Source organism: Stenotrophomonas sp. Ste96, from assembly GCF_024519495.1.
Lineage (GTDB): Bacteria > Pseudomonadota > Gammaproteobacteria > Xanthomonadales > Xanthomonadaceae > Stenotrophomonas > Stenotrophomonas bentonitica_A.
In genome coordinates this window covers 529,592-556,522 of sequence record NZ_JALJRX010000001.1, presented here as the reverse complement: position 1 = coordinate 556,522, position 26,931 = coordinate 529,592, and the positions used below count along the sequence as shown (strand labels likewise).

Sequence of the window (26,931 nt, the reverse complement as noted above, 5' to 3'; positions counted from 1 at the left end):
CGATGTGGACGCTGGGCTGCAACGACGGGTCACGGGGTTGCTGCACGAAGCGGGGGTCACCGTTGACGGTGACCAGCCGCAGGACATCACGGTGCACGACCCGCGCTTCTATGCACGGGTCATGGCCCAGGGCTCGCTGGGCCTGGGCGAGAGTTACATGGAGGGGCAGTGGGATGCCCGCGCGCTGGACGACTTCCTCTTTCATCTGATGCAGGCGCATCTGGACGAACGCGTGCACGGCTGGCGCGATCTGGCCGATGCGATCAAGGCGCGGGTGTTCAATCTGCAGGCCGGCGCCGGCAGTTTCGAGGTCGGCCGTCGCCATTACGACCTGGGCAATGATCTGTACGAGGCGATGCTCGGCCAGCGGCTGGTCTACAGCTGCGGTTACTGGCGCGAGGCCGCGGACCTGGACGCGGCGCAGGAGGCCAAGCTCAATCTGATCTGCCGCAAGCTGGGCCTGCGCCCCGGCCAGCGCATTCTGGATATCGGCTGCGGGTGGGGCGAGGCGCTGAAGTTTGCGGCCGAGCGCTATGGCGTGTCCGGCGTCGGCGTGACGATCTCGCAGGAGCAGGCGGACTACGCGCGGCAGTTGTGCGCGGGGTTGCCGGTGGAGATACGGTTGCAGGACTACCACGACGTGGAGGAGTCCTTCGACGCGATCCTGTCGGTGGGGATGTTCGAGCACGTGGGCGACAAGAACTATCGCGGGTACTTCGAGATGGCGCGGCGCTGCCTGCGGCCGGAAGGATTGTTCCTGCTGCATTCGATCGGCAGCAATCTGTCGCGGCATCGCACCGACCCGTGGATCGCAAAGTACATCTTCCCGAACTCGATGCTGCCCTCGGCGGCGCAGGTGACCGACGCGTTCGAAGGGTTGTTCGTGCTGGAGGACTGGCACAACTTCGGCACCGATTACGACCGGACCCTGCAGGCGTGGCGGGCCAACATCGAGGCGGCGTGGCCGCGCCTGGACGCGCAGCGTTATGACGAACGGTTCCGCCGGATGTGGCGGTTCTATCTGGCCGGTTCGATGGCGAGTTTCCGCTGCCGGCATGCACAGTTGTGGCAGCTGGTGTTGTCGCCCAATGGCGTGCCTGGAGGCTACCTGGCGCCACGGTGAGATGAGCTGGCGGCACAAAAAAACGCCCGGCGGTGCCGGGCGTTTTTCGTCGTGCACGTCGTTGAAGCGAGCGCTTACTTCTTGCCGTCGCCCGAGGTCAGGCCGCGCTTCTCGAGCAGCGGCTCGATCTGCGGGGCATGGCCGGCGAAGTTCTGGAACAGTTCCATCGCATCGACGCTACCGCCCTTGGAGAGCAGGGTCTGGCGGAAGTGATCGCCGTTCTTGCGGCTCAGGCCGCCGTTTTCGCGGAACCACTTCTGGGTATTGGCGTCGAGCACTTCAGACCAGATGTAGGCGTAGTAGCCGGCCGAGTAGCCGCCCATGATGTGGCTGAAGTACGGGGTCTTGTAGCGCGGCGGGACGGGCGCGTAGAAGATGCCGTCCTTGGCCAGGGCCTCGGCTTCGAACTTCATGACGTCCTTCGCGGCCGGGACCTGGTCCGGACCGATCTGGTGCCAGCGCTGATCGAGCATGGCCGCACCCAGGTATTCGGTGGTGGCGAAGCCCTGGTTGAACTTGGCGGCGGCGACGACCTTGTCGAGCAGGGCCTGCGGCATGGCCGTGCCGTTCTGGTAGTGCTTGGCGTAGTTCTTCAGGATGACCGGATCATCGGCCCACATCTCGTTGACCTGCGAGGGGAACTCGACGAAGTCGCGCGGCACCGAGGTGCCCGAGAAGTAGGGGTACTTCACGTTCGAGAACATGCCGTGCAGGGCGTGGCCGAATTCGTGGAAGGTGGTGGTCACTTCATCCCAGGTCAGCAGGGTCGGCTTGCCGGCCGGCGGCTTGGGGATGTTGAGGTGGTTGGCGACCACCGGCTTGAAGCCGGTCAGCTCGGACTGCGAGACGTACGAGTTCATCCACGCACCGCCGCGCTTGGAGGCGCGTGCATACGGGTCGAAGATGAAGATCGCCAGCTGGCTGCCGTCGGCATCGAACACGTCATAGACGGTGACGTCGTCGTGGTAGACCGGCAGGTCGGTGCGCTGCTTGAAGGTCAGGCCGAATTCCAGCTGGGCGGCGTGGAAGACGCCGTTTTCGAGCACGTTCTTCATTTCGAAGTACGGCTTGAGCTGGGATTCGTCGAAGTTGTACTTGGCCTGGCGGACCTTCTCGCTGTAGAACGCCCAGTCCCATGCTTCCAGCTTGAAGGTGGGCTTGCCGGCGGCCTTCTGCTCCTTGTCGATCATCGCCTGCAGGTCGGCGGCTTCGCGCTTGGCGTTGGCGACGGCGGCAGGGGCGAGCTGGCCGAGCATGGCGTTGACCGCTTCGGGGGTCTTGGCGGTCTGGTTGGTCAGGTTGTAGGCGGCGAAGTTCGCAAAGCCCATCAGCTTGGCCTTGTCGGCACGCAGCTGCATGATGCGTGAGACCAGGGCGGTGTTGTCGTACTCACCGCCGCGGCTGCCGCGGGTGATGGAGGCTTCGTAGATTTTCTGGCGCAGGGCGCGGTTGGCCAGGTTGGTCAGCGGCGGCTGGCCGGTGGTGTTGAGCAGGGTGATGACGTACTTGCCGTCCTGGCCACGGGCCTTGGCGGCTTCGGCAGCGGCGGAGATCTGCTCCTGCGAGAGCCCGTCCAGTTCCTTGACGTCATCGACGGTGATCGCCGAGGCATTCACTTCTGCCAGCACGTTCTGGCTGAACTTGGTGCCCAGGTTGGCCAGCTCGGCGTTCATTTCCTTGAGCTTGGTCTTGTCCGCTTCGGACAGCTTCGCGCCAGCGCGCACATAGCTCTCGTAGTACTTCTCGACCAGGCGCACGCCTTCGGCGTCGAGGCCGAGCTGGGTGCGGGTGTCATACAGGGTCTGGATGCGGGCGAACAGCTTGCCGTTCAGCGCGATGGCGTCGCTGTGCGCGGCGAAGCGGGCGGAGTAGTCGGCCTGCAGCTTCTTGCGTGCGTCGTTGGTGTCGGCACCGACCAGGCTGAAGAACACGGTGGTGGCGCGGTCCAGGGTCTCACCGCTCTTTTCCAGGGCGATGAGGGTGTTGTCGAAGGTCGGCTTGGCCTTGTTGTTGGCGATCGCGTCCACTTCCTTCAGCTGCTGGGCCATGCCGGCGTCGAAGGCGGGGGCGAAGTCGCTGTCCTTGATCTTGTCGAACTGCGGGAAGTGCAGCGGCAGCGGGCTGTCGGCGAAGAACGGGTTGGCCTGCTGGGCGGTGGTCGCGGCCGGGGTGGCGGCGGTGGCGGAATAGGCGGGCAGGGCCAGGCCGAGGGTCACGGCGACGGCGAGGGCAAGACGGGTGGTCAAGGGGAATTCTCCGGTCAGACAAGTCTTTGAGGGTAACCCGGGCCGTTGGGGAGCGGCTTGTGTCGAAAGGCATGTTTTGGCCAGGCCAGGGCATTGCGAAGGGTGCACCACTGCAAGGGCCAGCCCGGTCGTTGCCGTCCCGAGGCGTAGTGCCGGCCGCTGGCCGGCTCCTCGGCCCACCGACCGGCTCCTCAGCCCATCAAGAAGCGTAGTGCCGGCCGCTGGCCGGCTCCTCAGCCCACCGGCCGGCTCCTCAGCCCACCAGGCCGAATACGCTGGGCGAGCTAAGATGAGAGGCCTTTCCACCGGAGCTCCCTGCCATGACCACTGCCTTCGATTTCCCGTTCGTGGACCTGTCGGGCCAGCCACAGGCGTTGGCGCAGTACCGGGGCAAGGTGTTGTTGCTGGTCAATGTGGCCAGCAAGTGTGGCTTCACGCCGCAGTACGAGGGGCTGGAGGCGTTGTGGCGGGAATTCGGGCCGCGCGGGCTGGTGGTGATCGGGTTTCCCTGCGATCAGTTCGGGCATCAGGAGCCGGGCGATGCGGCGCAGATCGGGGAGTTCTGTTCGCTGACTTATGGGGTCAGTTTCCCGATGTCGGACAAGGTCGAGGTCAACGGCGACGGCGCTGATCCGCTGTGGCAGTGGCTCAAGGCCGAGAAGGCCGGGGTGCTGGGCACGCGGGGGATCAAGTGGAACTTCAGCAAGTTCCTGGTCGGTCGCGACGGGCGGGTGTTGCAGCGCTATGCACCGACCGACAAGCCCGAGTCGCTGCGCGGCGATATCGAGGCCGCGCTGGCCGGCTGATACCGGCCGGAATGCGTCCCGGTAGTGCCGGCCGGTGGCCGGCTCCTCGCATCACCGCATTGCCCAACGTTCCAGCCACGCATGGCGTGGCTCTACACCACAGCGGTGGAATCAGCCGCCTGCTTTCCGGTTGCGCACGTCTTCGGGCAGGAGGGCGAGAATGTCGTCGACGATGTTCGGCAGGCTCTTCTCGGAGTAGCCGCGATGCACGCCGGCGATGCTGCCGTCGTGGCCGATGATGAACATGTGCGGGATGGTCTGGATGCCGTACTGGTCGCTGACCTCGCCCTTGGCGTCGTGGATGTAGTCCAGTGGCGGGGCCTTGCGGCTGCGGGCGATGGCGGCGAAATCGGCGCGCGGTTCCTTCAGGTTCACCGCGTAGACCTGCAGCGCGTCATGCCCGATGACCTTCTGCAGCTGGCCCAGGATCGGCAGTTCCTTGCGGCACGGGCCGCACCACGAGGCCCAGAACGTGACGATGACGACCTTGCCGCGCTGGCTGGCCAGGTCCACCACATTGCCCTGGCGGTCCTTGCCCAGGATCTGCGGCGGGATATCGCCGGCTCTCGGTGAGGGCGTCGCGGGCACGGCGGCGCTGGCAGCCAGGCTCATGGCGAGCAGCAGGCAGGCGAGGGCGGGGCGGATCTTCCTGATCATCGGTACGGCTCCAGGTCAGGCCCGGCCGTTGCCGGGCTGACGCGGAATATAGCCCAACGTGCATGCGATCGTTGCCGCGAGAGCCGACCAAGGGTCGGCTCTGCCCGGCAGGGCCGCGGTCGGCGAATCAGCTCCGTAGAGCCGGGCTCTGTCCGGCTGGCGCGCAGGTTGGTCGATCAGCCGCGCGGAGCCAGGCGCCGCGATTACTTTTCGACGAAGGCGCGTTCGAAGACGTAGTGGCCCGGGGTGCCGATGCGCGGCGAGGTCTGGAAGCCGCGGCTGTCCAGCACGGTGCGCAGGTCGGCCAGCATCTGCGGGCTGCCGCAGATCATGGCGCGGTCGTTTTCCGGATCCAGCGGCGGCAGGCCGAGGGTCTTCTGCATCTCGCCGCTTTCCATCAGCGAGGTCAGGCGGCCCTGGTTGGGGAAGGCTTCGCGCGTGACGGCCGGATAGTAGAGCAGCTTGTCGCCGATCATCTCGCCGAGGAATTCGTGCTCGCGCAGTTCCTTCTCGAACAGCTCGCGGTAGGCCAGGTCCTTTTCGTAACGCACGCCGTGGGTGAGGATCACCTTGTCGAAGCGCTCGTAGGTTTCCGGGTCCTTGATCACCGACAGCCACGGCGCCAGGCCGGTGCCGGTGCCGAGCAGGTACAGGTGCTTGCCCGGGTGCAGGTCGCTGATCAGCAGGGTGCCGGTAGGCTTCTTGCCGACCAGCACCTTGTCGCCCGGCTTGATGTGCTGCAGGCGCGAGGTCAGCGGGCCGTCCTGCACCTTGATGCTGAAGAACTCCAGGTTTTCTTCCCAGTTGGCACTGGCGATGGAGTACGCGCGCAGCAATGGGCGCGCTTCGGTTTCCAGGCCGATCATCACGAACTGGCCGTTCTCGAAGCGGAAGCCGCTGTCGCGGGTCGTGGTGAAGCTGAAGTAGGCGTCGGTCCAGTGACGGACCTCAAGCACCGTTTCGGCGCCAAAAGCGGAAGACATGGGGGTGGGGTTCTGGTCGGTTTCGTCGGGTCTAGTTTATCTTAAATGAGATAAATTCTCATTGACTGGCCGGACAGGCCTGTCGTGTCTGGGTTTCAGCGGTAACCGGCCGCCTGCAGTTCGAACAGTTCGGCATACCGGCCGCCTTGGGTCATCAGCTCGGCATGGGTGCCGCTGGCCTCGATCCGGCCGCCGGCCAGCACCAGGATGCGGTCGGCCATGCGCACCGAGGAAAAGCGGTGCGAGATCAACACCGCAGTGCGGTTGTCGGACAGTTCCTTGAAGCGCTGGAACACCTCGAACTCGCTGCGCGCATCCAGCGCCGCGGTCGGTTCATCCAGGATCATGACCTGCGCATCGCGCATGTAGGCCCGCGCGATCGCAATCTTCTGCCACTGGCCACCGGACAGGTCCACGCCCATCTTGAAGCGGCGGCCGATCAGCTGGTCGTAGCCACCGGGCAGGCCGGCGATCACCTCGTCGGCCATGCCGCGCCGGGCGGCATCGCGGATGCGGGCGTCGTCGCCCATCGCCTCGACCAGGCCGACGCCGATGTTCTCGCCGGCGCTGAGGTTGTAGCGCACGAAATCCTGGAAGATCACGCCCATGTTGGCGCGCAGGTCATCCAGGTCGTAGTCGCGCAGGTCGCGGCCATCGAGCAGGATGCGGCCTTCATCGGGGTCGTACAGGCGGGCCAGCAGCTTGACCAGGGTGGTTTTGCCGGCACCGTTCTCACCCACCAGCGCCAGTACTTCACCGGCACGCAGGTCGAAATCCAGATGCCGCACCGCCCAGCTTTCGGCGTCGGGATAGCGGAAACCGACGTTCTCGAACACGAAGCCCTGGGTGATCGGCTGCGGGATGGCGATGGCATCCGGGCGCGAGTGGATTTCCGGTTCGATCTGGAAGAACGAGAACAGATCGTCCAGGTACAGCGCCTGGCCGGCAACCTGTGAAAAGCCGATCAGCAGGCCTTCCAGCAGCTGGCGCAGGCGCAGGAAGCTGCCGGCCAGGAAGGTGAGGTCGCCGATCGAGAAATCGCCGCGCACGGTGCGCCAGGCGATGTAGGCGTAGGCGGCGTAATAGCCCAGCGTACCGAGTGCTGCCAGCAGCGTGCCCCAGATCGCACGCTTGCGGGCCAGCGCACGGTTGGCGAGATAGAACTTCTCGGCGAGTAGTTTGTAGCGATCGATCAGGAAGCGATGGAGGTTGAAGATCTTCACCTCCTTGGCGGTCTCCACACTGGCCCCGATCTGGCGCAGGTACTCCAGCTGGCGGCGCTCGGGCGTCCACTGGAAGTTGAGGCTGTAACCGGCTGCGTTGAAGTGCGATTCGCCGATGAAGGCCGGGATCAGTGCCACCGCCAGCAGCAGGATCAACCACGGCGCGTACACGATCAGGCCGACCGCGAGGCTGGCCACCGTGATGCTGTCCTGCACCTGGCCGAACAGCTGGCTCATCAGGTTCATCCGGCCCATGGTCTGGCGCCGTGCCCGGTCCAGTTTGTCCTGCAGGTCGGGGTCTTCGAAATCCTCCAGGTCCAGCTCGGCGGCGTGTTCCATCAAGCGCACGCTGGTGACGTTGGTGAACAGCTCCGACAGCAGGGTATCGGCGTAGCTGACCATGCGGCCGAGCAGGTCCGAGGCCATCGCCAGGCCGAACTCGAGCGCGAGCAGACCCAGCAGGGGATTGAGCAGGCCACTGGACAGCGCCTCGCCGAACGGCGGGAAGCCGGCATCATGCTGGCTGAGCTGCACGGCGGCATCGATGATCAACTTGCCGACGTACAGCATCGCCACCGGCAGCAACGCGCGGATCACGCGCAGGCCGAGGCTGGCCAGGGTCAGCCCCGGGCTCGTCTGCCAGACCTGGCGCAGGAACGGGGGCAGGTTGCGCATCGCATTGACGCGCTCACGCAGGCTGGGATTCTTCTGGCCGGGTGCACCGGCAGCGGGGGAGGCGGGCATGGGCGGTATTGTGCGCGCCGTGACCGTGGTTGATGCATGAAGTCAGTGCCTGCGCAGATTGCAGACGCGTACGTCCCGCAGAACGGTGGAACCGGTGCATCGCTACCCGGCACTACCCGTTGCTTATGGCAGCGGCGGCAGCAGGCCGGCGCCGAGGCGGTTCCAGGCATTGATCACCGCGATGCCCATGCTCAGGTCGCTGATGCCCTTCTCATCGAAATGCGGTGCCAGGGCGTCGTAGGCGGCATCGGACGGCGCGGCGCTGCTCAAGCGCGTCAGCGCCTCGGCCCAGCCCAGCGCGGCGCGCTCGCGCGCATCGAAGAAGCGGCTCTCATGCCAGGCTGGCAGCGTATCGAGCTTGCGCGGTTCGATGCCGCCCTTGCGCAGGGTGGTGGCATGCATGTCCATGCAGTAGCCGCAGCCATTGATCTGCGAGACACGCAGGAACACCAGTTCCATCAATACGGGGTCGATCGAACTGCCGTGCACGGCCTTGCTGGTGGCGAGCAGGCCCTTGAAGGCCTCGGCGGCGAGGCGGGTGTATGGAACGCGCGGTGAGGTGGACATCGGGGACTCCATGACGGCCGCAATGGCCGTCTTCATCAGGAGGACGCGCCAGCATCGCGCGCTGTGACAAGGCCGGTGAGTTTTTCCGGATTGAGCACGCTGAGCACGCGCACGATCCGTCCGGCATCGACCGTGATCATCGTCACCGAGTGCAGCTGGTCGCCCGCGAAACGCAGGATCGCCGGCTCGCCATTGACCTGGCCGAGCTGCGCCGGATGCTGGCCGTTGCGGCGCGCGATCGCCCAGTACAGCTGCGCGATGCGCTCGGCGCCGAGCAGGGGGCGGATCGCTGCGGTCACGCGGCCACCGCCGTCGGAGATCATCTCGGCATTGGCATCGAGCAGGGCGCGGATCGCGTCCAGATCACCCTGCTGCGAGGCGTCCATGAAGCGCGCCAGCAGGTCGCGGTGCTGGGCGGGCGAGACGGTGAAGCGTGGGGCGCCAGTCTGCAGTCGCTGCCGCGCCCGGTGCACCAGTTGCCGGCAGTTGGCCGGGGAGTGCTCCAGCAGGGGCGCGATGTCCGGGTAGTCGTAGTCGAATACATCCTTGAGCAGGAAGGCGGCGCGCTCATCCGGCTTGAGCTGCTCCAGCAGTGCCAGGAAAGCCACCGAGACCTCGTCGGCGAGGGCATGGCGCTGGGCCGGGTCCTGCAGCGGGTCCGGGTCCAGGGCGATCTCCAGCGGCTCGGGCAGCCACGGCCCGACGTACTCCACGCGCGCGCTGCGCAGGGCGCGCAGCCGGTCCAGGCCGAGCCGGGTGGTGGCCGTGACCAGCCAGCCCTCCGGGTCGCGGATCACGCCGGTGTCGGCGCCCTGCCAGCGCAGCCAGGCATCCTGGACGATGTCCTCGGCGTCGCTGCGGCTGCCCAGCAGGCGGTAGGCCAGGGCGAACAGGCGGGGGCGGTGGGTCTGGAAGGTATCGGTCGGGGTCATGCCAGGAGGACGCGGCCGGGCAGGCCGCTGTGACAAGGCGGGGCGCCCACTTTGCACCAAACCCCGCCACCGCGAGCGATTCTCAACGCCGCCGGGCGGTAGTTGTTAAAATCGGCGGTTCAACCCCCGCCAGCCTCCAGCAAGCGAGCAAGTCGTGACATCGATCAAGCAGGAAGACCTCATCCAGTCCATCGCCGACGCGCTGCAGTACATCTCGTACTACCACCCGGTCGATTACATCAAGAGCCTCAACGCTGCCTACGAGCGCGAAGAGTCGCCGGCCGCGAAGGAGGCGATGGCCCAGATCCTGATCAATTCGCGCATGTGCGCCGAAGGCCACCGGCCGATCTGCCAGGACACCGGCATCGTCACCGTGTTCCTGGAAATCGGCATGAACGTGCGCTGGGACGACGCCACCATGGGCGTGGAGGACATGGCCAACGAAGGCGTGCGCCGCGCCTACAACTACCCGGACAACAAGCTGCGCGCCTCGGTGCTGGCCGATCCGGCCGGCAAGCGCGTCAACACCAAGGACAACACCCCCGGCGTGGTCAACGTCAAGGTCGTGCCGGGTGACACCGTGGAGGTGATCGTGGCGGCCAAGGGCGGCGGTTCGGAAGCCAAGAGCAAGTTCGCCATGCTCAACCCGTCCGATTCGATCGTGGACTGGGTACTCAAGACCGTGCCGACCATGGGCGCGGGCTGGTGCCCGCCGGGCATGCTCGGCATCGGCATCGGCGGCACCGCCGAGAAGGCGATGCTGCTGGCCAAGGAATCGCTGATGGAGCCGATCGACATCAACGAGCTCAAGGCCCGTGGCGCCTCCAACCGCGCCGAAGAGCTGCGCCTGGAGCTGTTCGACAAGGTCAACGCGCTGGGCATCGGTGCGCAGGGCCTGGGCGGCCTGACCACCGTGCTGGACATCAAGGTCAAGGACTTCCCGACCCACGCCGCCAATCTGCCGGTGGCGATGATCCCGAACTGCGCGGCCACCCGCCATGCGCACTTCACCCTGGATGGCAGTGGCCCGGTGATGCTCGACCCGCCCTCGCTGGAAGACTGGCCGCAGATCACCTACGACGCCTCCAAGGGCACCCGTGTCGATCTGGACACGATCACTCCGGAAGACGTCGCCAGCTGGAAGCCGGGCCAGACCCTGCTGCTCAACGGCAAGCTGCTGACCGGCCGCGACGCCGCGCACAAGCGCATGGTGGAAATGCTGGACAAGGGCGAGCCGCTGCCGGTCGACCTCAAGGGCCGCTTCATCTACTACGTCGGCCCGGTCGATCCGGTGCGCGACGAAGTGGTGGGCCCGGCCGGCCCGACCACGGCCACCCGCATGGACAAGTTCACCCGCCAGGTGCTGGAGCAGACCGGTCTGCTGGGCATGGTCGGCAAGGCCGAGCGCGGCCCGGCGGCGATCGAGGCGATCCGTGACAACAAGTCGGCCTACCTGATGGCGGTCGGCGGCTCGGCGTACCTGGTGTCCAAGGCGATCAAGGCAGCCAAGGTGGTCGGCTTCGCCGATCTGGGCATGGAAGCGATCTACGAGTTCACCGTGCAGGACATGCCGGTCACCGTGGCGGTGGATTCCACCGGCGAGTCCGTGCACCAGACCGGCCCGCGCGAATGGCAGGCCCGCATTGGCAAGATTCCGGTCGTGGTGGCGTGACCCGGTAAATATCGACCGTGGGTCGATATCGCATCCAAAAAAACGGCGCCGCAGGGCGCCGTTTTTCGTTACCGCCGCGCATCTACCAGCATCCGCACCGCCAGCGCGCCCAGCACCGTGCCCATCAGCCCGCGCTGCGCCGCCTGCCAGCGCGGACGACCGGTCAGGAACGCGGCGATGCTGCCGGCGGCCAGCACGATCAACGCATTGACGCTGACGCTGGTGGCGATCTGCACCAACCCCAGCGCCACCGACTGCGCCATCACACTGCCGTGCCCATGCGGCTGGATGAACTGTGGCAGCAGCGAGAGGTACATCACCGCGATCTTCGGATTGAGCAGCGCGGTGAACAGGCCCATCGCGAACAGGCGGCGCGGGCTGTCCGATGCCAGCGCGCGCAGCTGGAACGGGGAACGGCCGCCCGGGCGCAGCGCCTGCCAGGCCAGGTACAGCAGGTATAGCGCGCCGGCGATGCGCAGCGCGTCGTATGCATGCGGCACGGCCATCAACAGCGCGGTGATGCCCAGCGCGGCGCACAGCAGGTAGACCAGAAAGCCGAGTGCCACCCCGCCCAGCGAGACCAGTCCGGCCACGCGCCCCTGGCAGATCGACCGCGACACCAGGTAGATCATGTTCGGCCCCGGGGTCAGCACCATGCCCAGCGAAATCAGGCCAAAAGCGAGCAGGTTGGACGGATCGGGCATGACGGTGGTCGCAGGCAGTGCAGATGCGCCGCATCCTATCCCTTGGGCCTACCGTCCAACAGTCACAGTGGGCACGCCGTGGGAAGGGCATCTGTATCCATCGCCTGCGGCAGGCGGCGAGCGCATAATCGGATGCTTCCCATGACAGGTGTCGCACGCATGGCCATTACGTTGTATGGATCGACCAGCACCGCATCGCTGGTCGTGCATTGGCTGCTGCTGGAGCTGGACCTGCCGCACGCGCTGGTGCTTCTCGACTTCGACACGCGGCAGCAGAAATCGGCCGAGTACATTGCGCTCAACCCGGCCGGCGTAGTGCCCACGCTGGTGATGGGAGATCAGGTGTTGACCGAGGCGGCGGCCATCGCACTGCACCTGGCCGATCTGCATCCACAGGCCGGGTTGCTGCCCGCACCGGGCACGTCCTTGCGTGGCGAAGCCTACCGCTGGATGTTCTGGTGCGCCAACACCGTGCAGCCGGCCTATCGGGCGTGGTTCTACGCGCAGGAAATGGCCGGCGCGGACAATGCCGAGGCCACGCGGCAGCATGCGCGCGAACGCCTCGAAGCGGCTTGGCAACGGCTGGCCGACCACCTGCAGGCCGGCGGTCCCTACGTGTTGGGAGCGCAGCTGAGCGTGGTCGATTTCATGCTGGTGATGCTGCTGCGCTGGTCGCGCAACATGCCCACGCCGAGCGACCACTGGCCGGTGCTCAAGGCCTACGCCGACCGCCTCAAGGCGCGCCCGGCCTTCATCGAGGTCTACCGACGCGAAGGCATCACCGACTGGCGTTGATGTCCCCCGGTTCTGGACGGCGCACGGGCCTGATAAAGTCGCAGGTGACGCGTTTCCAACCAGGAGTGGCACCATGCCAAGGATGTTCTGCGTGGCGGCGCTGGCCCTGCTGCTGACGGCCTGCAGCAGCGATAGCGAGCGCTATTCCGCACCGGGCCTGCGCGAGGTCACCGCTGCCAACCAATGCATGCAGCAGTGCCAGCGCCAGTACGACAGTTGCATGACCAGCCGTACCGGGTTTGGCAGCGGCGACAGCTGTGGCGCCGGGGTGGCGACCCAGCGCGACGCGAAGTGCGACAAGATCGACAACCCGGACCTGCGTAAATCATGCCAAGCCAGCAGCGACTACTGCCGCAACCGGCTGCCCGCACTGACCTGCGGCGAGGATAACAACCGGTGTACCAGCCGCTGCGGAGGCAGTTGACGCGCAGCCTTACGCCGGCAGGATCTCCAGCACCGTCTCCGGCGGCCGGCACAGACGTGCCCCGCGCGGGGTCTCCACGATCGGGCGGTTGATCAGCTCCGGGTGGGCGACCATCGCGTCGATCAGCGCGGCATCGGACAACGCGTCGTCGTCCAGCCCGAGCGAACCATAGGCCGGCTCCTTGCTGCGCAGCAACGCCCGCGGGGCGATGCCCATGCGCGTGATCAACGCAGCCAGCGTCGGGCGGTCCGGCGGCGTCTTAAGGTATTCGATCACCACCGGCTCAATGCCGTGCTCACGCAGCAGTTCCAGCGCCCCGCGTGAATTGCTGCAGCGCGGGTTGTGCCAGATCGTCACCGCCATCAATACCACTCCAGCAGCGACACACCTAGGCCCACATACGTGGCCTTGTGGTTGTAGTCGATCATGCTCTCGCCGTAGCCATCGAAGATCTGCACGTGACCGCGCAGCAGGTTGCTGATCGGGAAGCCGTAATCAAGCTGCAGCGCACCGTGCGAGCGATCACCGCCACGCAGCGAGTGCCGCGCCATCAGCGAGACCTCGTGACCGTTCTTGTTCCAGGTCAGGGTGGCGTCGCCGCGGCCCATGTAATCGGAGATGTCCGGGTTGTTGTCGTCCTTGCGGTCTTCCGGGATGCGATACCACGGGCGCAGGACCAGCGCCCAGTTCTCGCGGTCCAGGCCGACGGTGGCGATCACCCGGTTCCAGCTGCGCGACAGGGGATCGGCGCGGCCGTTGGACATGTGGTTGACACTGATCCCGCTCATGCGCCCGCGCCAGCCGCCGATCGAGTAGCCATTGCGGAACATCAGCATCACTTCCGGCTCGTAATTGGTCTCACGGAACGGACGCGAGTTGTCGGCGTTGTAGGCCTGCCAGCGCGAGCTCTGCGTGTAGCCGGCCCAGATGTCGCCGTTGTCGCCGAACAGATTCTCCACGACCTTGGTCTTGAAGCTGAGCTGGAACTTCAGTTCCGCGCTGTCCAGCTGCTGCGAGGTGGTGACCGTATTGACCGGGTTGGGCGACTGCGGCATCTGGTTCTTGTCGCTGGTCCAGAAGGCGGGCAGCAGGTAGACCGGCTTGTAGGCGCGCAGCTGGAAGGCGCCCAGCTTGGAGTCCTGGGCCAGTTCCCAGCGGCTGTCCAGCAGCGAGCCCTTGCCGGCGTTGGCCAGGGCGTCCTGATGGCCGTCGTTCTTGAACACTTCGCCAAGACGCTGCTTCACCCGCTGTGCAGCAGGCGCATCGGCATCGGCCCCGCGTGCGGCCTGGCGCTCTTCGCGGCGTTCCTGCTTTGCGGCGGTGGCCGCCGCATCGGCGGCCAGGGTCACGTCCGGCGTACGACCAAACAGCGTGTCGTAGCACGCCAGACGCGCCGCGTCGGTGTCCACCAGTGCGCAGGCCTCCGGTGACGCCGGCTTCGGTGCCGCCTCCTGTGCTGCAGCGGGCAGGGCGGTGCCGGCCAGGGCCAAGGCAGTGAACAGGGCGGAGCGGGAATAGGGCAGGGTCATGGGAGCAGGGCCGCGTGACAAAATGAATGGGTCTGATCGCACAGTGTCGCCGCTGCCCGGCATTCCTGCCAGCACGCGATGCCATCGATCTGACCGGGTTTATGCCGGTCAGTGGTGTGCTCGGGGTGTGAAAGTCCGCGCGCCGTGCGCGGTCAGAAGATCCAGGCAAAGGCGAACAGGCCCAGCATCGCGATCACCAGCGCCAGCTTCAGGGCGAATCCGAGCAGGATGCCCAGCCACGTCGCCAAGCCTACCTTGGTGGACCGCCCGAGCTCGCGTGTGTGCCAGTACTCGCCCAGCAGGGCGCCGGCCAACGGCCCGACGAACAGACCGATCGGCATGAAGAACACGCCGACGATGCTGCCCAGGAACGTACCCCACAGGGCCTTGCGGCTGGCACCTACGCGTTGCGCGCCGACCACGGTGGCCAGGATGTCCACGGCGAAGGAAACCAGCGTCAACAGGCCGAGCAGCGTCAGCGGCAGCCAGCCCACATGCACGAAGCCATCGGCCCATGCGGCCAGCAGCAGGCCGGCGAATACCAGGGGAATGCCGGGCAGGGCGGGGAGGATGATGCCGGCGATGCCGACCAGCACCAGCAGGACGGCTAGCAGATACAAGATGAATGAAGGGTCCATGCTGTCCAGTATGGTTCCTGAAATGGGGTTGACATCGCAAGCTTTTGGCTAGTTGCTTTTTCGTTTTGCTCGGGTTAAGTTGCAGGCGCTGAGCTTGGCAAGGTCACCGTGGATCGTGGCCTGATGATGGTAGATCTTCCGGATCCGCTGCATCGTTGCACCTCGCTTCCCCCTTGCTGTCAGCCGCCTGTACGGGTGTATCCAACAACAAGACAGTTAGGGAGTAGCTGAGATGGCTGAGAAGGGCACCGTCAAGTGGTTCAACGACGCGAAGGGTTTCGGGTTCATCAGCCGTGAGAGCGGCGAAGATGTATTCGTGCACTTCCGTGCGATCGAATCCCAGGGCTTCAAGAGCCTGAAGGAAGGTCAAGCGGTCGAGTTCGAAGTGGTGACTGGCCAGAAGGGCCTGCAGGCCGACAAGGTCAAGCCGCTCTGAGCGCACGCCGGGTCCTGCCTGGTTGAGACATGAAAAGGGCCCGCGCAAGCGGGCCCTTTTCATTGCACGCCGTGTGCGGGGCAGATCAGCGCAGGATCACCTTGCCGTTGACCACGCGGACATAGGTGTTCTCGCGGATCCCGCCCAGATCGCGCTGGTTGACCACGACCGTGCGACCGTCATCCATGCGTACCGTGATGTCGAAGGTATCGCTGGTCACGTTCTTCTGGATCTGGTTGCCGGCCAGTGCACCACCCACCGCGCCTGCGGCGGCGGCGATGTTCTTGTTGCCACGGCTGCCACCGGTGTGGTCGGAGATTTCATGGCCGGCGACCGCGCCGACGATGCCACCCAGGACCGCGCCGGTCGCGCTCGGCGCGCTGCGGCCCGAAGCGACCTGGTTGATGCGGGTCACGATGCCGCAGTCAGCGCAGCGGTTGGTGTTGTAGTTGCCGCCGGAATTGCCGTAACCGTTGTTGTAGCCACTGCTGCCGTAGCCCGGCGAGGTGGTGGCACAGCCAGCCAGGGCGACGGTGGCAACAGCAGCGGCGGCGATCAGTTGAATCTTCATGGTGTATCTCCTGGCCAGAGGGGTGGTCGAATGCGTCTGGTGCGCATGGGGCAGATCGTGTCCTGTGCTGCGTGAACAGCGTGCCAATCCCGGGCTGCCAGCGTGGCTGGAAGATGAATCAGCGGAAATCCTGGTGGCAGGCCTTGCAATCGGTCTGGATCTTTTCCACCAGCGTGGCCATGCCCGGGCAGTCGGTCGGCGGCGCGGCCAATGCCTCGTTGAGCGTGGCGCGCAAGGCGCTGGCGTGCTGCTGGAAGCCCTGGCTGTCCTTCAGGCCGGGAAAGGCCAGGTCCAGATCATTGGACAGCGAGCGCAGGGTCTGCAGCCGCGGCACGGTATCGGCCAGGCTGCAGCGGTTCTGCGCCTGCGCCGCCTGCAGCAGCTCCACCTGGCGGTTCATCACGTGCATCAGCGCATCCGGGAAGGGGTCCTGGCGGGCCTGGATGGCGCGCGAGACCATCACCGTGGCGATCAGGCCGATCACCAGCCCGAGCAGGCCGACGAACAGGTAGCGATAGGCGGCGGAGGGGCGGCGGGACGGCGTCACGGGATCGTTCATGGTGAAGGCTTCCTTGAGGGGTGGCTGCGGCGATGGTACGACGCGTCCTGTCCACGGCGCGTACCGGCGCTGGCCTGCGCGCATTAAAATGTCCGCATGAACGACGTACTGCGCGAACGATTTGCCGGCATCGACCGGTTGTATGGGGTAGGCACCGTGGATCTGCTCGCCACCCGCCGGGTGGCGGTGGTGGGCATGGGCGGGGTTGGCTCGTGGGTGGTGGAAGCGCTGGCGCGCACGGCGGTCGGGCATCTGACCCTGATCGATGCCGACGACATCTGTGTCTCCAACACCAACCGCCAGCTGCCCGCGCTGGCCGGCCAGTACGGCCGCAACAAGGCCGAGGCGATGGCCGAGCGCTGCCGCGCGATCAACCCGGACATCAGCGTCGATGCGATCGCCTCGTTCCTGACCGTGTCCAACATGGTCGAGCTGCTGGACCGCGATTTCGATCTGGTGATCGATGCGTGCGACAGCTTCCGGGTCAAGGTCGAGACCATTGCCTGGTGCCGCCGCCGCAAGCTGCCGATCCTGACCGTGGGCGCTGCCGGCGGCCGTACCGATCCCACCCTGGTGCGGATCCGGGATGTGTCGCGCACCGAGCACGACGCGATGATGGCGCTGATCCGCAAGAAACTGCGCAGCGACTTCAACTTCCCCAAGAACGCCTCGCGCTACTTCGGCGTGCCGGCGGTGTACTCGCTGGAGAACGTGAAGTACCCGCAGGCTGACGGCAGCGTGTGTGGCATCCGTCCGAACCTTGGCGCGGATGCGGCGCTGAAGCTGGACTGCGGCGCGGGCCTGGGCGCGGCCACCCACATCACCGGTGCGTTCGCGTTTGCGGCGGTGGGCAAGGCGTTGGAGATGTTGATGAAGCCGAAGAAGGGTGCAGCGGCCGCCGAGGCTTGATCCGGGCGGACCGGTCCACTCACAGGCCGAACAATGCCTCGGCATTGGCCGTGGTCTGCGCGGCAATCACCGCCGCCGGCTCCCCGCGCAGCCGCGCCACCGTTTCCAGAATCACCGGCAACCGCGCCGGCTCATTGCGCTCGCCGCGGATGCCTGCATCCGGCTGGTCCGGTGCGTCGGTCTCCAGCAGCAGCTGCTCCAGGGGCATGTTGGCGACTAGACGGTGCAGGCGCTGGGCGCGGTCATAGGTCAACGGGCCGCCCAGCCCGATCAGGAAGCCGAGCTGGTGCAGTTGCCGCGCCTGCTCGGGGCTGCCGGAAAAGCTGTGCACCACGCCGCGCAGGCCCCCGACCTGCTTGATCGCCGCGATCACCGCATCCACCGCGCGGCGCGCATGCACGATCACCGGCAGATCGAATTCGCGCGCGAGCCTCAATTGGCCGAGAAAGCAATGCTGCTGGGTGCCCGGGTCCAGCCCTTCGACGAAGAAATCCAGCCCGCACTCGCCAACCGCGCAGGGGCGCTCGCGCTCCAGCCACGCGCGTAGTTCGTCCAGGTGCTCGGGGCGGTGCTGATCCAGGAACATCGGGTGCAGTCCGTATGCCGGGTGCAATCCGTCGGCCAGCCTGCAGGCCTCCCGCAGCCCGGGCCAGCTGGCGGCGGTGACGGCCGGCACCACCTGCGCGAAAACACCCGCCGTGCGGGCGCGCGCGATCACCCCAGGCCGATCCGCATCGAACTCACCCGCATCCAGGTGGCAATGACTGTCGACCAACCTCACGCGCGGCGCTTGCTCGGCAATGGTGGTGGCGTCGAGTCGCCGCGTCGTTTCCAGTTGGCCAGCAGCAGCGTGCCCAGGCCGAACAGGATTTCATCCACGAACGGCAGCGGGTCGGGGATCACCAGGGTCACCGCGAACAGCGCGGCCGTGATCTTGAACAGGGTGGGGTAGCGCAGCCGACGCGCCCATTCCAGCACCGGCAACAGTATGGGATTGGACATGGGGCACTCCTGGGCAGATGCTGTAAACGCTATCACGAGCCTGGGGCTCACCGAACCTGAATGGGCGGGGGGATGTTCACGATCCGTCGAGATTCCGTTCAGGCTGGCCGTGCTGGAATTCACTCAAGAACGTTGCGGATCGTCCGCAAGGAGCCGGTTATGAAAAGTACAACTACTACTGCTTTGGTCGCTGCAGGTGCGCTGCTGGTCGGCGGGATCGCCACTGCTGCCTTCATGAAGGGCGGCAGTGCCTCGCCCGACGCGGTGACCGCTGCTCAGACCCGGCCCACCCTGGACACCACGCCACTCGCCGACGATGGCGCGCGCACCGACCAGCTGGCCATTGAAGACAAGGCCGGCAAGCTCGAGTACGCCGACATCGTCAAGGTCGATCCGCTGACCAGGAAGGAAAAGGCCTACGCCACCGTGATCGGCACCGAGCCGGTGCGCGAGACGTCCAGCACGCAGACCCCGCATGAAGTCTGCCAGGACGTGGTGGTCCAGGAACGCCTGCCCGAGCGCGATGGCAATGTCGGCGGCACCGTTGCCGGTGCCGTGATCGGCGGCCTGCTGGGCAACCAGGTCGGCGGTGGCAATGGCCGCAAGGCCGCCACGGCCGCCGGTGCCGTTGCCGGCGGCATGATCGGCAACCAGGTGGACAAGCGCCATGTGGGTGGCCGCGTGGTCAACCGCACCGAGCGCCAGTGCCACACCGAGACCGCGACCTCCGAGTCGACCCGGGTGACCGGCTACAACGTCACCTACCGCAATGAGGATGGCACCACCGGCACCATGCGCATGGCCAGCAAGCCGGGCAACCGCATCCCGATGGGCACCACCAATGCGGTCACCGGCTATAACGTGACCTACCGTTACGACGGCGCCGAAAAGACCGTGAAGATGGACAACAAGCCGAGCAGCGATCGCCTGCCGGTGATCGACGGTCAGCTGGTCACCCAGACCGCCGCGCTGGGCGCGAACAACCAGTAAAGCGCAGCCGTTCCAACGCACCACCAACACGCCGGCAACTGCCGGCGTGTTGCGTTGTAGGGAACGGGGCACGGCATGCCGGTGGCTGCGTCTGCGATCATGGCGGTACACACGCAACAGACGAGGACGCCATGAGCATTTTCGACCTCCAGCTGGAGACCGAGCGCCTGATCCTGCGCCCGCCGCGCGCCGAGGATTTCGATGATTTCCTGCGTTTCTGCTCGGACCCTGAGGTGATGCAGCACTTGGGTGGCGTGCAGGCCCCCTCCCAGGCATGGCGCAGTTTCAGCTGCCTGGTGGGCAGCTGGCACCTGTATGGGTTTTCGATGTTCTCGGTGATCGAAAAAAGCAGCGGCGAGTGGGTTGGCCGCATGGGCCCGTGGCAACCGCTGGACTGGCCGGGCACCGAGGTCGGCTGGAGCATCCGCCGCGAGAGCTGGGGCAAGGGCTATGCGCCCGAAGCGGCGGTGGCCAGCATGGACTGGGCGTTCGACACGCTCGGCTGGGAAGAGATCATCCACACCATCGATGCGGCCAACGAAAACTCCAAGGTGGTCGCGCGCAAGCTCGGCAGCTCGCTGCTGCGCATGGGCGAGCTGCCGCCGCCGCACGCCGGCAAGCCGATCGAGATCTGGGGCCAGTCACGGCAGCAGTGGCAGCAGCGTCGCGCCACGCAGCGGTGATGCTGCACCCGCGCTTGGCAAATGCGATGGGGTGAGGCCAGACTCGGCATCGTGGGCAGGCCGCCCCATCCGGTTGTCCGCCTAAGCAGCACGTCACGGAGGGTGATGCATGTTTGCCGTGGTTCCCGAGCCGATTCCCGCGCGCATGAAGGGCCTCAACCGGGCCGAGATCTGCGACGCCAACTTCATTGATTTCGTGCAGCAGTGGCGCGGCGATCCCGCGCCGACGCCGGCACCCGACGCGCCGATCCTGCCCGGCAGCACCCTGGATGCTCAAGGTTTCGCCGAACTGTTCGAATCACAGCTGGTCAGCCGCCATCTGGACCTGATGGCGCGCGTGCTGCGCGTGCAGAACAAGGTCTTCTATACGATCGGCTCGTCCGGCCATGAGGGCAATGCGCTGGTGGCACGGTTGGCGCGGCATACCGATCCGGCGTTCCTGCATTACCGCTCCGGCAGTTTCATGGCCGAGCGCTTCCGCAAGCTGCCGGGCATGGACCCGGTGATGGACGCGGCCCTCTCGTTCGCGGCCAGCCGGGACGACCCGGCCAGCGGTGGGCGCCACAAGGTGTGGGGCAGCAAACCACTGTGGGTGCTGCCGCAGACCTCCACCATCGCCTCGCACCTGCCCAAGGCCCTGGGCACGGCGCTGGCCATCGAAAGTGGGCGACGCATCGGCCACACGCTGCCGATTCCCGGCGACAGCGTGGTGATCTGCTCCTTCGGCGATGCCTCGGCCAACCACGCCACCGCGCAAACTGCGTTCAACACCGCGGCGTGGGCGGCGTACCAGCGGCTGCCGGCACCGATCCTGTTTGTCTGCGAGGACAACGGCATCGGCATCTCGGTGAAGACCCCGGATGGCTGGATCGCGCAGAGTTTCGCGCACCGCCCGGGCCTGGATTATTTCTACGCTGATGGCCTGGATCTGGTGGAGGGGCATGCACAGGTGGAGCGCGCGCTGGCCCATTGCCGGCAGACCCGGCGGCCGACCTTCCTGCACCTGCGCACCACGCGTTTGATGGGCCATGCGGGGACCGATTTCGAAATCGAATGGCGGCCGTTGCCGGAGCTGTGCGCGGCAGAAGCGAGCGATCCACTGCTGCGCTCGGCGGCGATTGCGATGCAGTCCGGCTGGATGACCGCCGCGCAGGTGCTCGATCTCTACGACCGCGTGCGCGCACGCTGTTTCGCCGCGGCCGCCGAAGCGGATCGACGGCCGAAGCTGACCGATCTGGCCGAGGTCGTGGCGCCGCTGGCCCCCTACTCGCCGGCGGCCGTCCAGGCAGAAGCCACGCGCACGGCCGCTGATGAGGCGCGCGTCGCTGCGTTTGGCGGTGCGGCGCAGCTGCCCGAAACACAACCGCCGCGCCACCTGGCGATCCAGATCAACCAGGCCCTGCACGATCTGATGGCCAAGTACCCGGCCACGCTGCTGTTCGGTGAGGACGTCGCGCAGAAGGGCGGGGTGTATACGGTCAGCAAGGGCCTGCTCAAGGCGTTCGGCCCGCGCCGGGTGTTCAACACCCTGCTGGATGAAACCATGATCCTGGGCATGGCGCAGGGCCTGGCCAACCTGGGCATGCTGCCGATTCCCGAGATCCAGTACCTGGCCTATCTCCACAACGCGGCCGACCAGCTGCGGGGCGAGGCGTGCTCGCTGCAGTTCTTCTCCAATGACCAGTACCGCAACCCGATGCTGGTGCGGATCGCGGGGTTGGGCTACCAGAAGGGCTTCGGCGGACATTTCCACAACGACAACTCGATCGCCGCGCTGCGCGACATCCCCGGCCTGGTGGTCGGCTGTCCTTCGCGCGGCGACGATGCGGCGATGATGCTGCGCACCTTGGCGGCGCTGGCGACGGTCGATGGCCGGGTCGCGGTGTTCCTCGAGCCGATCGCGCTGTACATGAGCAAGGACCTGCACGCGCCGGGCGATGGCCAGTGGCTGTTCCCGTATCCGGCACCGGACCAGGCACTGGTGCTCGGCGAGGGCCGGGTCTACGCGCCGGAGGCCAGTGACCTGGTCATCTTCACCTATGGCAACGGCGTGCCGATGAGCCTGCGTGCGGCGCGGGCGATCGAGCAGCAGCTGGGCTGGCAGGTGCGGGTGGTCGACCTGCGCTGGCTGGTGCCGCTCAACGCCGGGTTCATCAGCGGCCAGGCCGCCGATGCCCAGCGCGTGCTGGTGGTCGATGAGGGCCGGCACAGCGCCGGGGTGGGGGAGGGCGTGATCACCGCGCTGGTCGAGGCCGGGCTGGGGCACCTGCCGATCCAGCGGGTGTGCGGGGCCGATACCTACACGCCACTGGCGGGGGCAGCATTGTGCGTGCTTCCAAGCGACAATGCGGTATTGAACGCCGCCCTCGCGCTGGCGCAGGACCATTGATACATGTGTGGATTGGCAGGCATGCTGCTGCCCGCTCCGGCAAGGGAGCAGGCAGCACTGGAAGAACAGGCGCGGCGCATGGGCGACGCATTGGTGCACCGTGGCCCGGATGACAGCGGGGTATGGGCCGATGCCTCGGCCGGCATCGCGCTGGCGCATCGCCGGCTGAGCATCCTGGACCTGTCGCCGCTGGGCCATCAGCCGATGACCTCGGTGGATGGGCGTTACGTGCTGGCCTACAACGGCGAGGTCTACAACTTCGCCGAGCTGCGCGCCGAGCTGGAAGCGCTGGGGCATGGCTTCCGCGGCCATTCGGATACCGAAGTGCTGCTCGCCGCGATCACCCAGTGGGGCTTCGAGGAAACCCTGCAGCGCAGCAACGGCATGTTCGCCATCGCGCTGTGGGATCGCGCCGAGCGCTGTCTGTGGCTGGCCCGCGACCGGGTCGGCAAGAAGCCGCTGTACTACGGCTGGGCCGGTGAGACGCTGGTGTTCGGCTCCGAGCTCAAGGCTCTGTGGCAGCACCCGGCCTTCGACAACGAGGTCGACCGCGATGCGCTGACGCTGCTGCTGCGGTTGGATTACATTCCCGCGCCGCACTGCATCCACGAGCGCTGCTTCAAGCTGATGCCCGGCCGCGTGCTGCGGCTGGATGCCGAGGCGGTGGCCGCCGGTGCTGCCGCGCATCGCCCGGATCAGCTGCAGCAGCCATTCTGGAATGCGCGCGAGCGCATGCAGCAGGCGCTGGCCGCGCCGTTCACGGGCAACGATGCCGAGGCCGAAGAACGCCTGGATGCGGTGCTGCGCGACGCCGTGGCGCTGCGCATGGTGGCCGATGTGCCGGTCGGCGTGTTCCTCTCCGGCGGTACCGATTCGTCGGTGGTGGCCGCCTTGATGCAGGCGCAATCGAGCCAGCCGGTCCACAGTTTCAGCATCGGCTTTACCGGTTCGGACCATGACGAGGCGCCGCTGGCCAAGGCGCTGGCCCAGCACCTGGGCTGTGATCACACCGAGCTGTATGTCAGCGGCGCCGATGCGCTGGCGGTGGTGCCCAGCCTGCCGGCGATGTTCGATGAACCCTTCGCCGATGCCTCGCAGGTGCCCACGGCGCTGGTCGCCAGGCTGGCGCGGCAGGGCGTGACGGTGGCGCTGTCCGGTGACGGCGGCGATGAACTGTTCTTCGGTTACACCCGCTACCAGCGGGCGATGCGCAACTGGCGGCTGCTGGGCAAGGTGCCGGCGCCGCTGCGGCGCTGGATGGCCAGCCATTCACACACGCAGGGCGAGGCCTCGCGCACCGGTGGGCTGGCCGCGCTGCTGGCCGAGTCGGGCGCGCGCGGCATCGGCGATGTCTACCGCAACCGGATTTCCCGCTGGCGCGACCCGGTCGCTGCGGTACGTGGCGCGCAGGCGGCCGGCAGTTTCTACGACCTGGCCGATCCGCTGCACGGGGCAGGTTCGCCGGCCGACGCGATGATGCTGGCTGATTTCAGCACCTACCTGCCCGATGACCTGCTGTGCAAAGTGGACCGCACCAGCATGGCGGTCAGCCTGGAAGCCCGTGCACCGCTGCTGGACTGGCGCGTGGCCGAGTTTGCCTGGTCGCTGCCGATGGCGATGAAGGAGCGCGATGGCGTGAGCAAGTACCTGCTCAAGCGCGTGCTGGGCCGCTACGTGCCGCAGGACATGGTGCACCGCCCCAAACGTGGCTTTGGTGCCCCGGTCAGCGCGTGGCTCAAGGGTGACCTGCGCGGCTGGGCCGATGATCTGCTGGATCCGGCGCGGCTGGCCGAGGAGGGCGTGTTCAATGTCGAGGCGGTCGCCCCGCTGTGGCAGCAGTTCAAGCAGGGCGAGCGCAAATGGCACACGCACCTGTGGAACGTGCTGATGTTCCAGGCCTGGCAGGCACATTGGCGCAACGCACGCGCCGACGTGACGCGCGCATAGCGCCACGCGTGCGGGTCCGGTCACGGAAGGCAGCCACCCATGGGGTGGCTCTAGCGTATGTGGTGCCGGCCGTAGCGCCGCGCCATGCGTGGCTGACGTCGCCTTCACCGTTGCCGAAGGTAGGTCCGCCTAGGCTGGGCCTTTCCCCCCAACGGAGCAAACGTGATGGCCGAATACAAGATCGCCGTACTCGTCGGTAGTCTGCGCAAGGGCTCGCACAATCAGGCGCTGGCGCGCGCGCTGGAGAAGCTGGCCGCCGGCAAGGCGGCGTTCTCCTACGTGGAGATCGGCGACCTGCCGCTGTACAACCAGGATTTCGACAAGGACTACCCCAGCCAGGGCGTCCGCCTCAAACAGCAGATCCGTGACGCCGATGCGGTGCTGTTCGTCACCCCCGAATACAACCGCTCGGTGCCGGGCGTGCTCAAGAACGCCATCGACCTCGGCTCGCGCCCGTATGGCGACAGTGCCTTCGCCGGCAAGCCGGCGGCGGTGATCGGTGCCTCGATCGGCGTGATCGGCACCGCCCTGGCCCAGCAGCACCTGCGCAACATCCTGGCCTACCTGGACATGCCGGTGCTGGGCCAGCCCGAGGCCTTCCTGCACTTCAAGGAAGGGCTGATCGACGAGCAGGGCACGATCAGCAACGAGGGCACCAAGGACTTCCTGCAGGGCTTCGTGGACAGGTTCATCGCCTGGGTCGGCACCCACGGCGGCACGCACTGATCCACCGCGGGCGGGTGGCGCTTCTGCGATAATGGCGTGGACGGGCGTCGCAAGGGCGTCCGTCGCACGCACTGCGACGGCCCCGGCCGATCGTTCCGGCAGGCGCCGGTATCCCCAGCCCATCCACTGCTTATCCACAGGTTTGTGCATGGCTGCGGGGCTCCCCGCGTGCCTACCATGTCCCACGCCTCACACTGCAGGAAGTACGCCCCCCATGTCCGCCCGTTCTGGTTTCCGTTCCGACCGCAAAGACCGCGGTGACCGCTTTGATCGCGATGAGATGCGCATCGACGCCCTGCGCGTGCCGCCGCATTCGATCGAGGCCGAGCAGGCGGTGCTGGGCGGGCTGATGCTGGCCCCGGAAAGCTATGACCGGGTCAACGACCAGCTGACCGAAACCGACTTCTACCGCCGCGATCACCAGATGATCTACCGCGCGATCCGCGAGCTGTCCGAGCGCGACCGCCCGTTCGATGCGGTGACCCTGGGCGAGTGGTTCGAATCGCAGGGCAAGATGGAGCTGGTCGGCGATGGCGCCTACTTGATCGAACTGGCCAGCACCACGCCGTCGGCCGCCAACATCGCCGCCTATGCGGAGATCGTGCGCGACAAGGCGGTGCTGCGCCAGCTGATCCAGGTCGGCACCGACATCGTCAACGATGGCTTCCAGCCTGAAGGGCGCGAGAGCAGCGAGCTGCTCTCGGCCGCGGAAAAATCCGTGTTCGCGATCGCCGAGCAGGGCGCGCGCGGCCGCACCGATTTCGTGGCGATGCCCGGCGCGCTGAAGGATGCCTTCGAAGAGCTGCGCATCCGCTTCGAAAACGGCGGCAACATCACCGGCCTGCCGACCGGCTATGCCGACTTCGATGCGATGACCGCCGGCCTGCAGCCGACCGACCTGATCATCCTGGCCGCGCGTCCGGCCATGGGCAAGACCACCTTCGCGCTGAACATCGCCGAGTACGCCGCGATCAAATCCAAGAAGGGCGTGGCGGTGTTCTCGATGGAAATGTCGGCCTCGCAGCTGGCGATGCGCCTGATTTCCTCCAATGGCCGCATCAACGCCCAGCGCCTGCGTACCGGCCAGCTGGAAGACGAGGACTGGAGCCGCGTCACCGGCGCGATCCGGATGCTGAAGGAAACCAAGATCTTCATCGACGATACGCCAGGCGTGTCGCCGGAAATCCTGCGCTCCAAGTGCCGCCGCCTCAAGCGCGAGCACGACCTGGGCCTGATCGTGATCGACTACCTGCAGCTGATGAGCGTGCCGGGCAACAGCGAAAACCGCGCGACCGAAATCTCGGAAATCTCGCGTTCGTTGAAGGGCCTGGCCAAGGAGCTCAACGTGCCGGTGATCGCCCTGTCCCAGCTCAACCGCTCGCTGGAAACGCGTACCGACAAGCGCCCGGTGATGGCCGATCTTCGCGAATCCGGCGCTATCGAGCAGGATGCGGACATGATCGTCTTCATCTACCGCGACGATTACTACAACAAGGAAAACTCCCCGGACAAGGGCCTGGCCGAGATCATCATCGGCAAGCACCGAGGCGGCCCGACCGGCTCGTGCAAGCTCAAGTTCTTCGGTGAATACACCCGCTTCGACAATCTGTCGCACGATTCGGTGGGTTCGTTCGAGTAAGCGGCCGGGGCATCGCGCATTGGCCTGCACCGTGATG

The 26,931-nt window shown here is 66.5% G+C and carries 27 protein-coding genes; 13 read left to right on the top strand and 14 right to left on the bottom strand.

Annotation, left to right across the window (positions count from 1 at the left end; translation table 11 throughout):
- Positions 1-4 precede the first annotated feature (4 nt).
- Positions 5-1,123: a cyclopropane fatty acyl phospholipid synthase gene (gene cfa, locus OC373_RS02565; protein ID WP_261996989.1), complete on the top strand. Its 1,119-nt coding sequence runs from the start codon at positions 5-7 to the stop codon at positions 1,121-1,123.
- Positions 1,124-1,197: 74 nt separating this feature from the next.
- On the opposite strand, the gene OC373_RS02560 is transcribed toward cfa, so the two are convergent.
- On the bottom strand, positions 1,198-3,369 hold the full coding sequence (locus OC373_RS02560) for a M3 family metallopeptidase (RefSeq protein ID WP_261996988.1): 2,172 nt from the start codon (positions 3,367-3,369) through the stop codon (positions 1,198-1,200).
- 320 nt (positions 3,370-3,689) lie between these two features.
- Here OC373_RS02560 and OC373_RS02555 point away from each other — a divergent pair, with 320 nt between their 5' ends.
- Positions 3,690-4,175 (top strand): glutathione peroxidase, encoded by a 486-nt coding sequence (locus OC373_RS02555; protein WP_261996987.1) that lies wholly within the window; start codon positions 3,690-3,692, stop codon positions 4,173-4,175.
- 111 nt (positions 4,176-4,286) lie between these two features.
- Here OC373_RS02555 and OC373_RS02550 read toward each other — a convergent pair whose 3' ends face one another.
- From OC373_RS02550 to OC373_RS02530, 5 genes are all read right to left on the bottom strand, one after another.
- Positions 4,287-4,832, bottom strand: a complete 546-nt coding sequence (locus tag OC373_RS02550; protein WP_261996986.1) for a TlpA disulfide reductase family protein — start codon at positions 4,830-4,832, stop codon at positions 4,287-4,289.
- Positions 4,833-5,035: 203 nt separating this feature from the next.
- Positions 5,036-5,815 (bottom strand): ferredoxin--NADP reductase, encoded by a 780-nt coding sequence (locus OC373_RS02545; protein WP_046274192.1) that lies wholly within the window; start codon positions 5,813-5,815, stop codon positions 5,036-5,038.
- Between the two features lie 95 nt (positions 5,816-5,910).
- Positions 5,911-7,782 carry an ABC transporter ATP-binding protein gene (locus tag OC373_RS02540; RefSeq protein WP_070470337.1) on the bottom strand — a complete coding sequence of 624 codons (1,872 nt, stop codon included), beginning with the start codon at positions 7,780-7,782 and terminating at the stop codon, positions 5,911-5,913.
- 123 nt (positions 7,783-7,905) lie between these two features.
- Positions 7,906-8,349, bottom strand: a complete 444-nt coding sequence (locus tag OC373_RS02535; RefSeq protein WP_261996985.1) for a carboxymuconolactone decarboxylase family protein — start codon at positions 8,347-8,349, stop codon at positions 7,906-7,908.
- A 35-nt stretch (positions 8,350-8,384) separates the two neighbouring features.
- Positions 8,385-9,281, bottom strand: a complete 897-nt coding sequence (locus tag OC373_RS02530) for an RNA polymerase sigma-70 factor (RefSeq protein ID WP_261996984.1) — start codon at positions 9,279-9,281, stop codon at positions 8,385-8,387.
- Between the two features lie 154 nt (positions 9,282-9,435).
- Here OC373_RS02530 and OC373_RS02525 point away from each other — a divergent pair, with 154 nt between their 5' ends.
- A complete protein-coding gene (locus tag OC373_RS02525) occupies positions 9,436-10,953 on the top strand; it encodes a fumarate hydratase (protein ID WP_261996983.1) in 1,518 nt (505 codons plus the stop codon).
- Between the two features lie 68 nt (positions 10,954-11,021).
- Here OC373_RS02525 and OC373_RS02520 read toward each other — a convergent pair whose 3' ends face one another.
- Positions 11,022-11,657: a LysE family translocator gene (locus tag OC373_RS02520; RefSeq protein WP_261996982.1), complete on the bottom strand. Its 636-nt coding sequence runs from the start codon at positions 11,655-11,657 to the stop codon at positions 11,022-11,024.
- A 159-nt stretch (positions 11,658-11,816) separates the two neighbouring features.
- Between OC373_RS02520 and OC373_RS02515 the strand changes: the two genes are divergently transcribed.
- Positions 11,817-12,452, top strand: coding sequence for a glutathione S-transferase family protein (locus OC373_RS02515; protein WP_261997328.1), 636 nt, complete (start codon positions 11,817-11,819; stop codon positions 12,450-12,452).
- A gap of 91 nt (positions 12,453-12,543) precedes the next feature.
- Positions 12,544-12,876, top strand: coding sequence for a hypothetical protein (locus OC373_RS02510; RefSeq protein ID WP_261996981.1), 333 nt, complete (start codon positions 12,544-12,546; stop codon positions 12,874-12,876).
- A gap of 9 nt (positions 12,877-12,885) precedes the next feature.
- Here the strand turns inward: OC373_RS02510 and arsC are convergent, their stop codons facing one another.
- The 3 genes from arsC to OC373_RS02495 all read right to left on the bottom strand — a co-directional run bounded on the left by arsC (position 12,886) and on the right by OC373_RS02495 (position 15,043).
- Complete coding sequence (gene arsC, locus OC373_RS02505; RefSeq protein ID WP_261996980.1) at positions 12,886-13,239, bottom strand: arsenate reductase (glutaredoxin); 354 nt, start codon at positions 13,237-13,239, stop codon at positions 12,886-12,888.
- Complete coding sequence (locus tag OC373_RS02500) at positions 13,239-14,405, bottom strand: phospholipase A (protein WP_070470322.1); 1,167 nt, start codon at positions 14,403-14,405, stop codon at positions 13,239-13,241. The genes arsC and OC373_RS02500 overlap by 1 nt, the downstream gene beginning before the upstream one ends.
- A 152-nt stretch (positions 14,406-14,557) precedes the next feature.
- Entirely contained in the window at positions 14,558-15,043 is a 486-nt protein-coding gene (locus OC373_RS02495) for a DUF456 domain-containing protein (protein ID WP_261996979.1), read from the bottom strand.
- 232 nt (positions 15,044-15,275) lie between these two features.
- On the opposite strand from OC373_RS02495, the gene OC373_RS02490 reads away from it, so the two are divergent.
- Positions 15,276-15,479, top strand: a complete 204-nt coding sequence (locus OC373_RS02490) for a cold-shock protein (RefSeq protein ID WP_019185917.1) — start codon at positions 15,276-15,278, stop codon at positions 15,477-15,479.
- Positions 15,480-15,564: 85 nt separating this feature from the next.
- Here the strand turns inward: OC373_RS02490 and OC373_RS02485 are convergent, their stop codons facing one another.
- Both OC373_RS02485 and OC373_RS02480 read right to left on the bottom strand, forming a co-directional pair.
- The gene (locus OC373_RS02485; RefSeq protein ID WP_019185918.1) at positions 15,565-16,050 is read right to left on the bottom strand and encodes a glycine zipper 2TM domain-containing protein; all 486 of its coding nucleotides are present in this window, start codon (positions 16,048-16,050) and stop codon (positions 15,565-15,567) included.
- A gap of 118 nt (positions 16,051-16,168) precedes the next feature.
- Positions 16,169-16,609: a cytochrome c gene (locus OC373_RS02480; protein ID WP_019185919.1), complete on the bottom strand. Its 441-nt coding sequence runs from the start codon at positions 16,607-16,609 to the stop codon at positions 16,169-16,171.
- 96 nt (positions 16,610-16,705) lie between these two features.
- On the opposite strand from OC373_RS02480, the gene OC373_RS02475 reads away from it, so the two are divergent.
- Positions 16,706-17,518, top strand: coding sequence for a tRNA threonylcarbamoyladenosine dehydratase (locus OC373_RS02475; protein ID WP_070425492.1), 813 nt, complete (start codon positions 16,706-16,708; stop codon positions 17,516-17,518).
- Between the two features lie 19 nt (positions 17,519-17,537).
- Here the strand turns inward: OC373_RS02475 and OC373_RS02470 are convergent, their stop codons facing one another.
- Positions 17,538-18,299, bottom strand: coding sequence for a TatD family hydrolase (locus OC373_RS02470; RefSeq protein WP_070425491.1), 762 nt, complete (start codon positions 18,297-18,299; stop codon positions 17,538-17,540).
- Positions 18,296-18,520: a DUF6116 family protein gene (locus OC373_RS02465; protein ID WP_046274184.1), complete on the bottom strand. Its 225-nt coding sequence runs from the start codon at positions 18,518-18,520 to the stop codon at positions 18,296-18,298. The genes OC373_RS02470 and OC373_RS02465 overlap by 4 nt, the downstream gene beginning before the upstream one ends.
- A gap of 159 nt (positions 18,521-18,679) precedes the next feature.
- On the opposite strand from OC373_RS02465, the gene OC373_RS02460 reads away from it, so the two are divergent.
- The 6 genes from OC373_RS02460 to OC373_RS02435 all read left to right on the top strand — a co-directional run bounded on the left by OC373_RS02460 (position 18,680) and on the right by OC373_RS02435 (position 26,894).
- Positions 18,680-19,510, top strand: a complete 831-nt coding sequence (locus OC373_RS02460; RefSeq protein ID WP_019185923.1) for a glycine zipper 2TM domain-containing protein — start codon at positions 18,680-18,682, stop codon at positions 19,508-19,510.
- 131 nt (positions 19,511-19,641) lie between these two features.
- Positions 19,642-20,193 carry a GNAT family N-acetyltransferase gene (locus OC373_RS02455; protein ID WP_046274182.1) on the top strand — a complete coding sequence of 184 codons (552 nt, stop codon included), beginning with the start codon at positions 19,642-19,644 and terminating at the stop codon, positions 20,191-20,193.
- Between the two features lie 109 nt (positions 20,194-20,302).
- Positions 20,303-22,582, top strand: a complete 2,280-nt coding sequence (locus OC373_RS02450; RefSeq protein ID WP_261996978.1) for a thiamine pyrophosphate-dependent enzyme — start codon at positions 20,303-20,305, stop codon at positions 22,580-22,582.
- Positions 22,583-22,585: 3 nt separating this feature from the next.
- Positions 22,586-24,529 carry an asparagine synthase (glutamine-hydrolyzing) gene (gene asnB / locus OC373_RS02445; protein ID WP_070425489.1) on the top strand — a complete coding sequence of 648 codons (1,944 nt, stop codon included), beginning with the start codon at positions 22,586-22,588 and terminating at the stop codon, positions 24,527-24,529.
- Positions 24,530-24,694: 165 nt separating this feature from the next.
- Positions 24,695-25,255: an NADPH-dependent FMN reductase gene (locus OC373_RS02440; RefSeq protein WP_070425488.1), complete on the top strand. Its 561-nt coding sequence runs from the start codon at positions 24,695-24,697 to the stop codon at positions 25,253-25,255.
- Between the two features lie 214 nt (positions 25,256-25,469).
- Positions 25,470-26,894 (top strand): replicative DNA helicase, encoded by a 1,425-nt coding sequence (locus tag OC373_RS02435; protein WP_019185928.1) that lies wholly within the window; start codon positions 25,470-25,472, stop codon positions 26,892-26,894.
- The last annotated feature ends 37 nt before the right edge of the window (positions 26,895-26,931 follow it).

Bases quoted from the DNA above. Each gene is read 5' to 3' on its own strand.
- OC373_RS02555 (WP_261996987.1), top strand. From the start codon at position 3,690: ATGACCACTGCCTTCGATTTCCCGTTCGTGGACCTGTCGGGCCAGCCA.
- OC373_RS02550 (WP_261996986.1), bottom strand. From the start codon at position 4,832: ATGATCAGGAAGATCCGCCCCGCCCTCGCCTGCCTGCTGCTCGCCATG.
- OC373_RS02545 (WP_046274192.1), bottom strand. From the start codon at position 5,815: ATGTCTTCCGCTTTTGGCGCCGAAACGGTGCTTGAGGTCCGTCACTGG.
- OC373_RS02540 (WP_070470337.1), bottom strand. From the start codon at position 7,782: ATGCCCGCCTCCCCCGCTGCCGGTGCACCCGGCCAGAAGAATCCCAGC.
- OC373_RS02535 (WP_261996985.1), bottom strand. From the start codon at position 8,349: ATGTCCACCTCACCGCGCGTTCCATACACCCGCCTCGCCGCCGAGGCC.
- OC373_RS02530 (WP_261996984.1), bottom strand. From the start codon at position 9,281: ATGACCCCGACCGATACCTTCCAGACCCACCGCCCCCGCCTGTTCGCC.
- OC373_RS02520 (WP_261996982.1), bottom strand. From the start codon at position 11,657: ATGCCCGATCCGTCCAACCTGCTCGCTTTTGGCCTGATTTCGCTGGGC.
- OC373_RS02515 (WP_261997328.1), top strand. From the start codon at position 11,817: ATGGCCATTACGTTGTATGGATCGACCAGCACCGCATCGCTGGTCGTG.
- arsC (WP_261996980.1), bottom strand. From the start codon at position 13,239: ATGGCGGTGACGATCTGGCACAACCCGCGCTGCAGCAATTCACGCGGG.
- OC373_RS02500 (WP_070470322.1), bottom strand. From the start codon at position 14,405: ATGACCCTGCCCTATTCCCGCTCCGCCCTGTTCACTGCCTTGGCCCTG.
- OC373_RS02495 (WP_261996979.1), bottom strand. From the start codon at position 15,043: ATGGACCCTTCATTCATCTTGTATCTGCTAGCCGTCCTGCTGGTGCTG.
- OC373_RS02490 (WP_019185917.1), top strand. From the start codon at position 15,276: ATGGCTGAGAAGGGCACCGTCAAGTGGTTCAACGACGCGAAGGGTTTC.
- OC373_RS02485 (WP_019185918.1), bottom strand. From the start codon at position 16,050: ATGAAGATTCAACTGATCGCCGCCGCTGCTGTTGCCACCGTCGCCCTG.
- OC373_RS02480 (WP_019185919.1), bottom strand. From the start codon at position 16,609: ATGAACGATCCCGTGACGCCGTCCCGCCGCCCCTCCGCCGCCTATCGC.
- OC373_RS02475 (WP_070425492.1), top strand. From the start codon at position 16,706: ATGAACGACGTACTGCGCGAACGATTTGCCGGCATCGACCGGTTGTAT.
- OC373_RS02465 (WP_046274184.1), bottom strand. From the start codon at position 18,520: ATGTCCAATCCCATACTGTTGCCGGTGCTGGAATGGGCGCGTCGGCTG.
- OC373_RS02460 (WP_019185923.1), top strand. From the start codon at position 18,680: ATGAAAAGTACAACTACTACTGCTTTGGTCGCTGCAGGTGCGCTGCTG.
- OC373_RS02455 (WP_046274182.1), top strand. From the start codon at position 19,642: ATGAGCATTTTCGACCTCCAGCTGGAGACCGAGCGCCTGATCCTGCGC.
- OC373_RS02450 (WP_261996978.1), top strand. From the start codon at position 20,303: ATGTTTGCCGTGGTTCCCGAGCCGATTCCCGCGCGCATGAAGGGCCTC.
- asnB (WP_070425489.1), top strand. From the start codon at position 22,586: ATGTGTGGATTGGCAGGCATGCTGCTGCCCGCTCCGGCAAGGGAGCAG.
- OC373_RS02440 (WP_070425488.1), top strand. From the start codon at position 24,695: ATGGCCGAATACAAGATCGCCGTACTCGTCGGTAGTCTGCGCAAGGGC.
- OC373_RS02435 (WP_019185928.1), top strand. From the start codon at position 25,470: ATGTCCGCCCGTTCTGGTTTCCGTTCCGACCGCAAAGACCGCGGTGAC.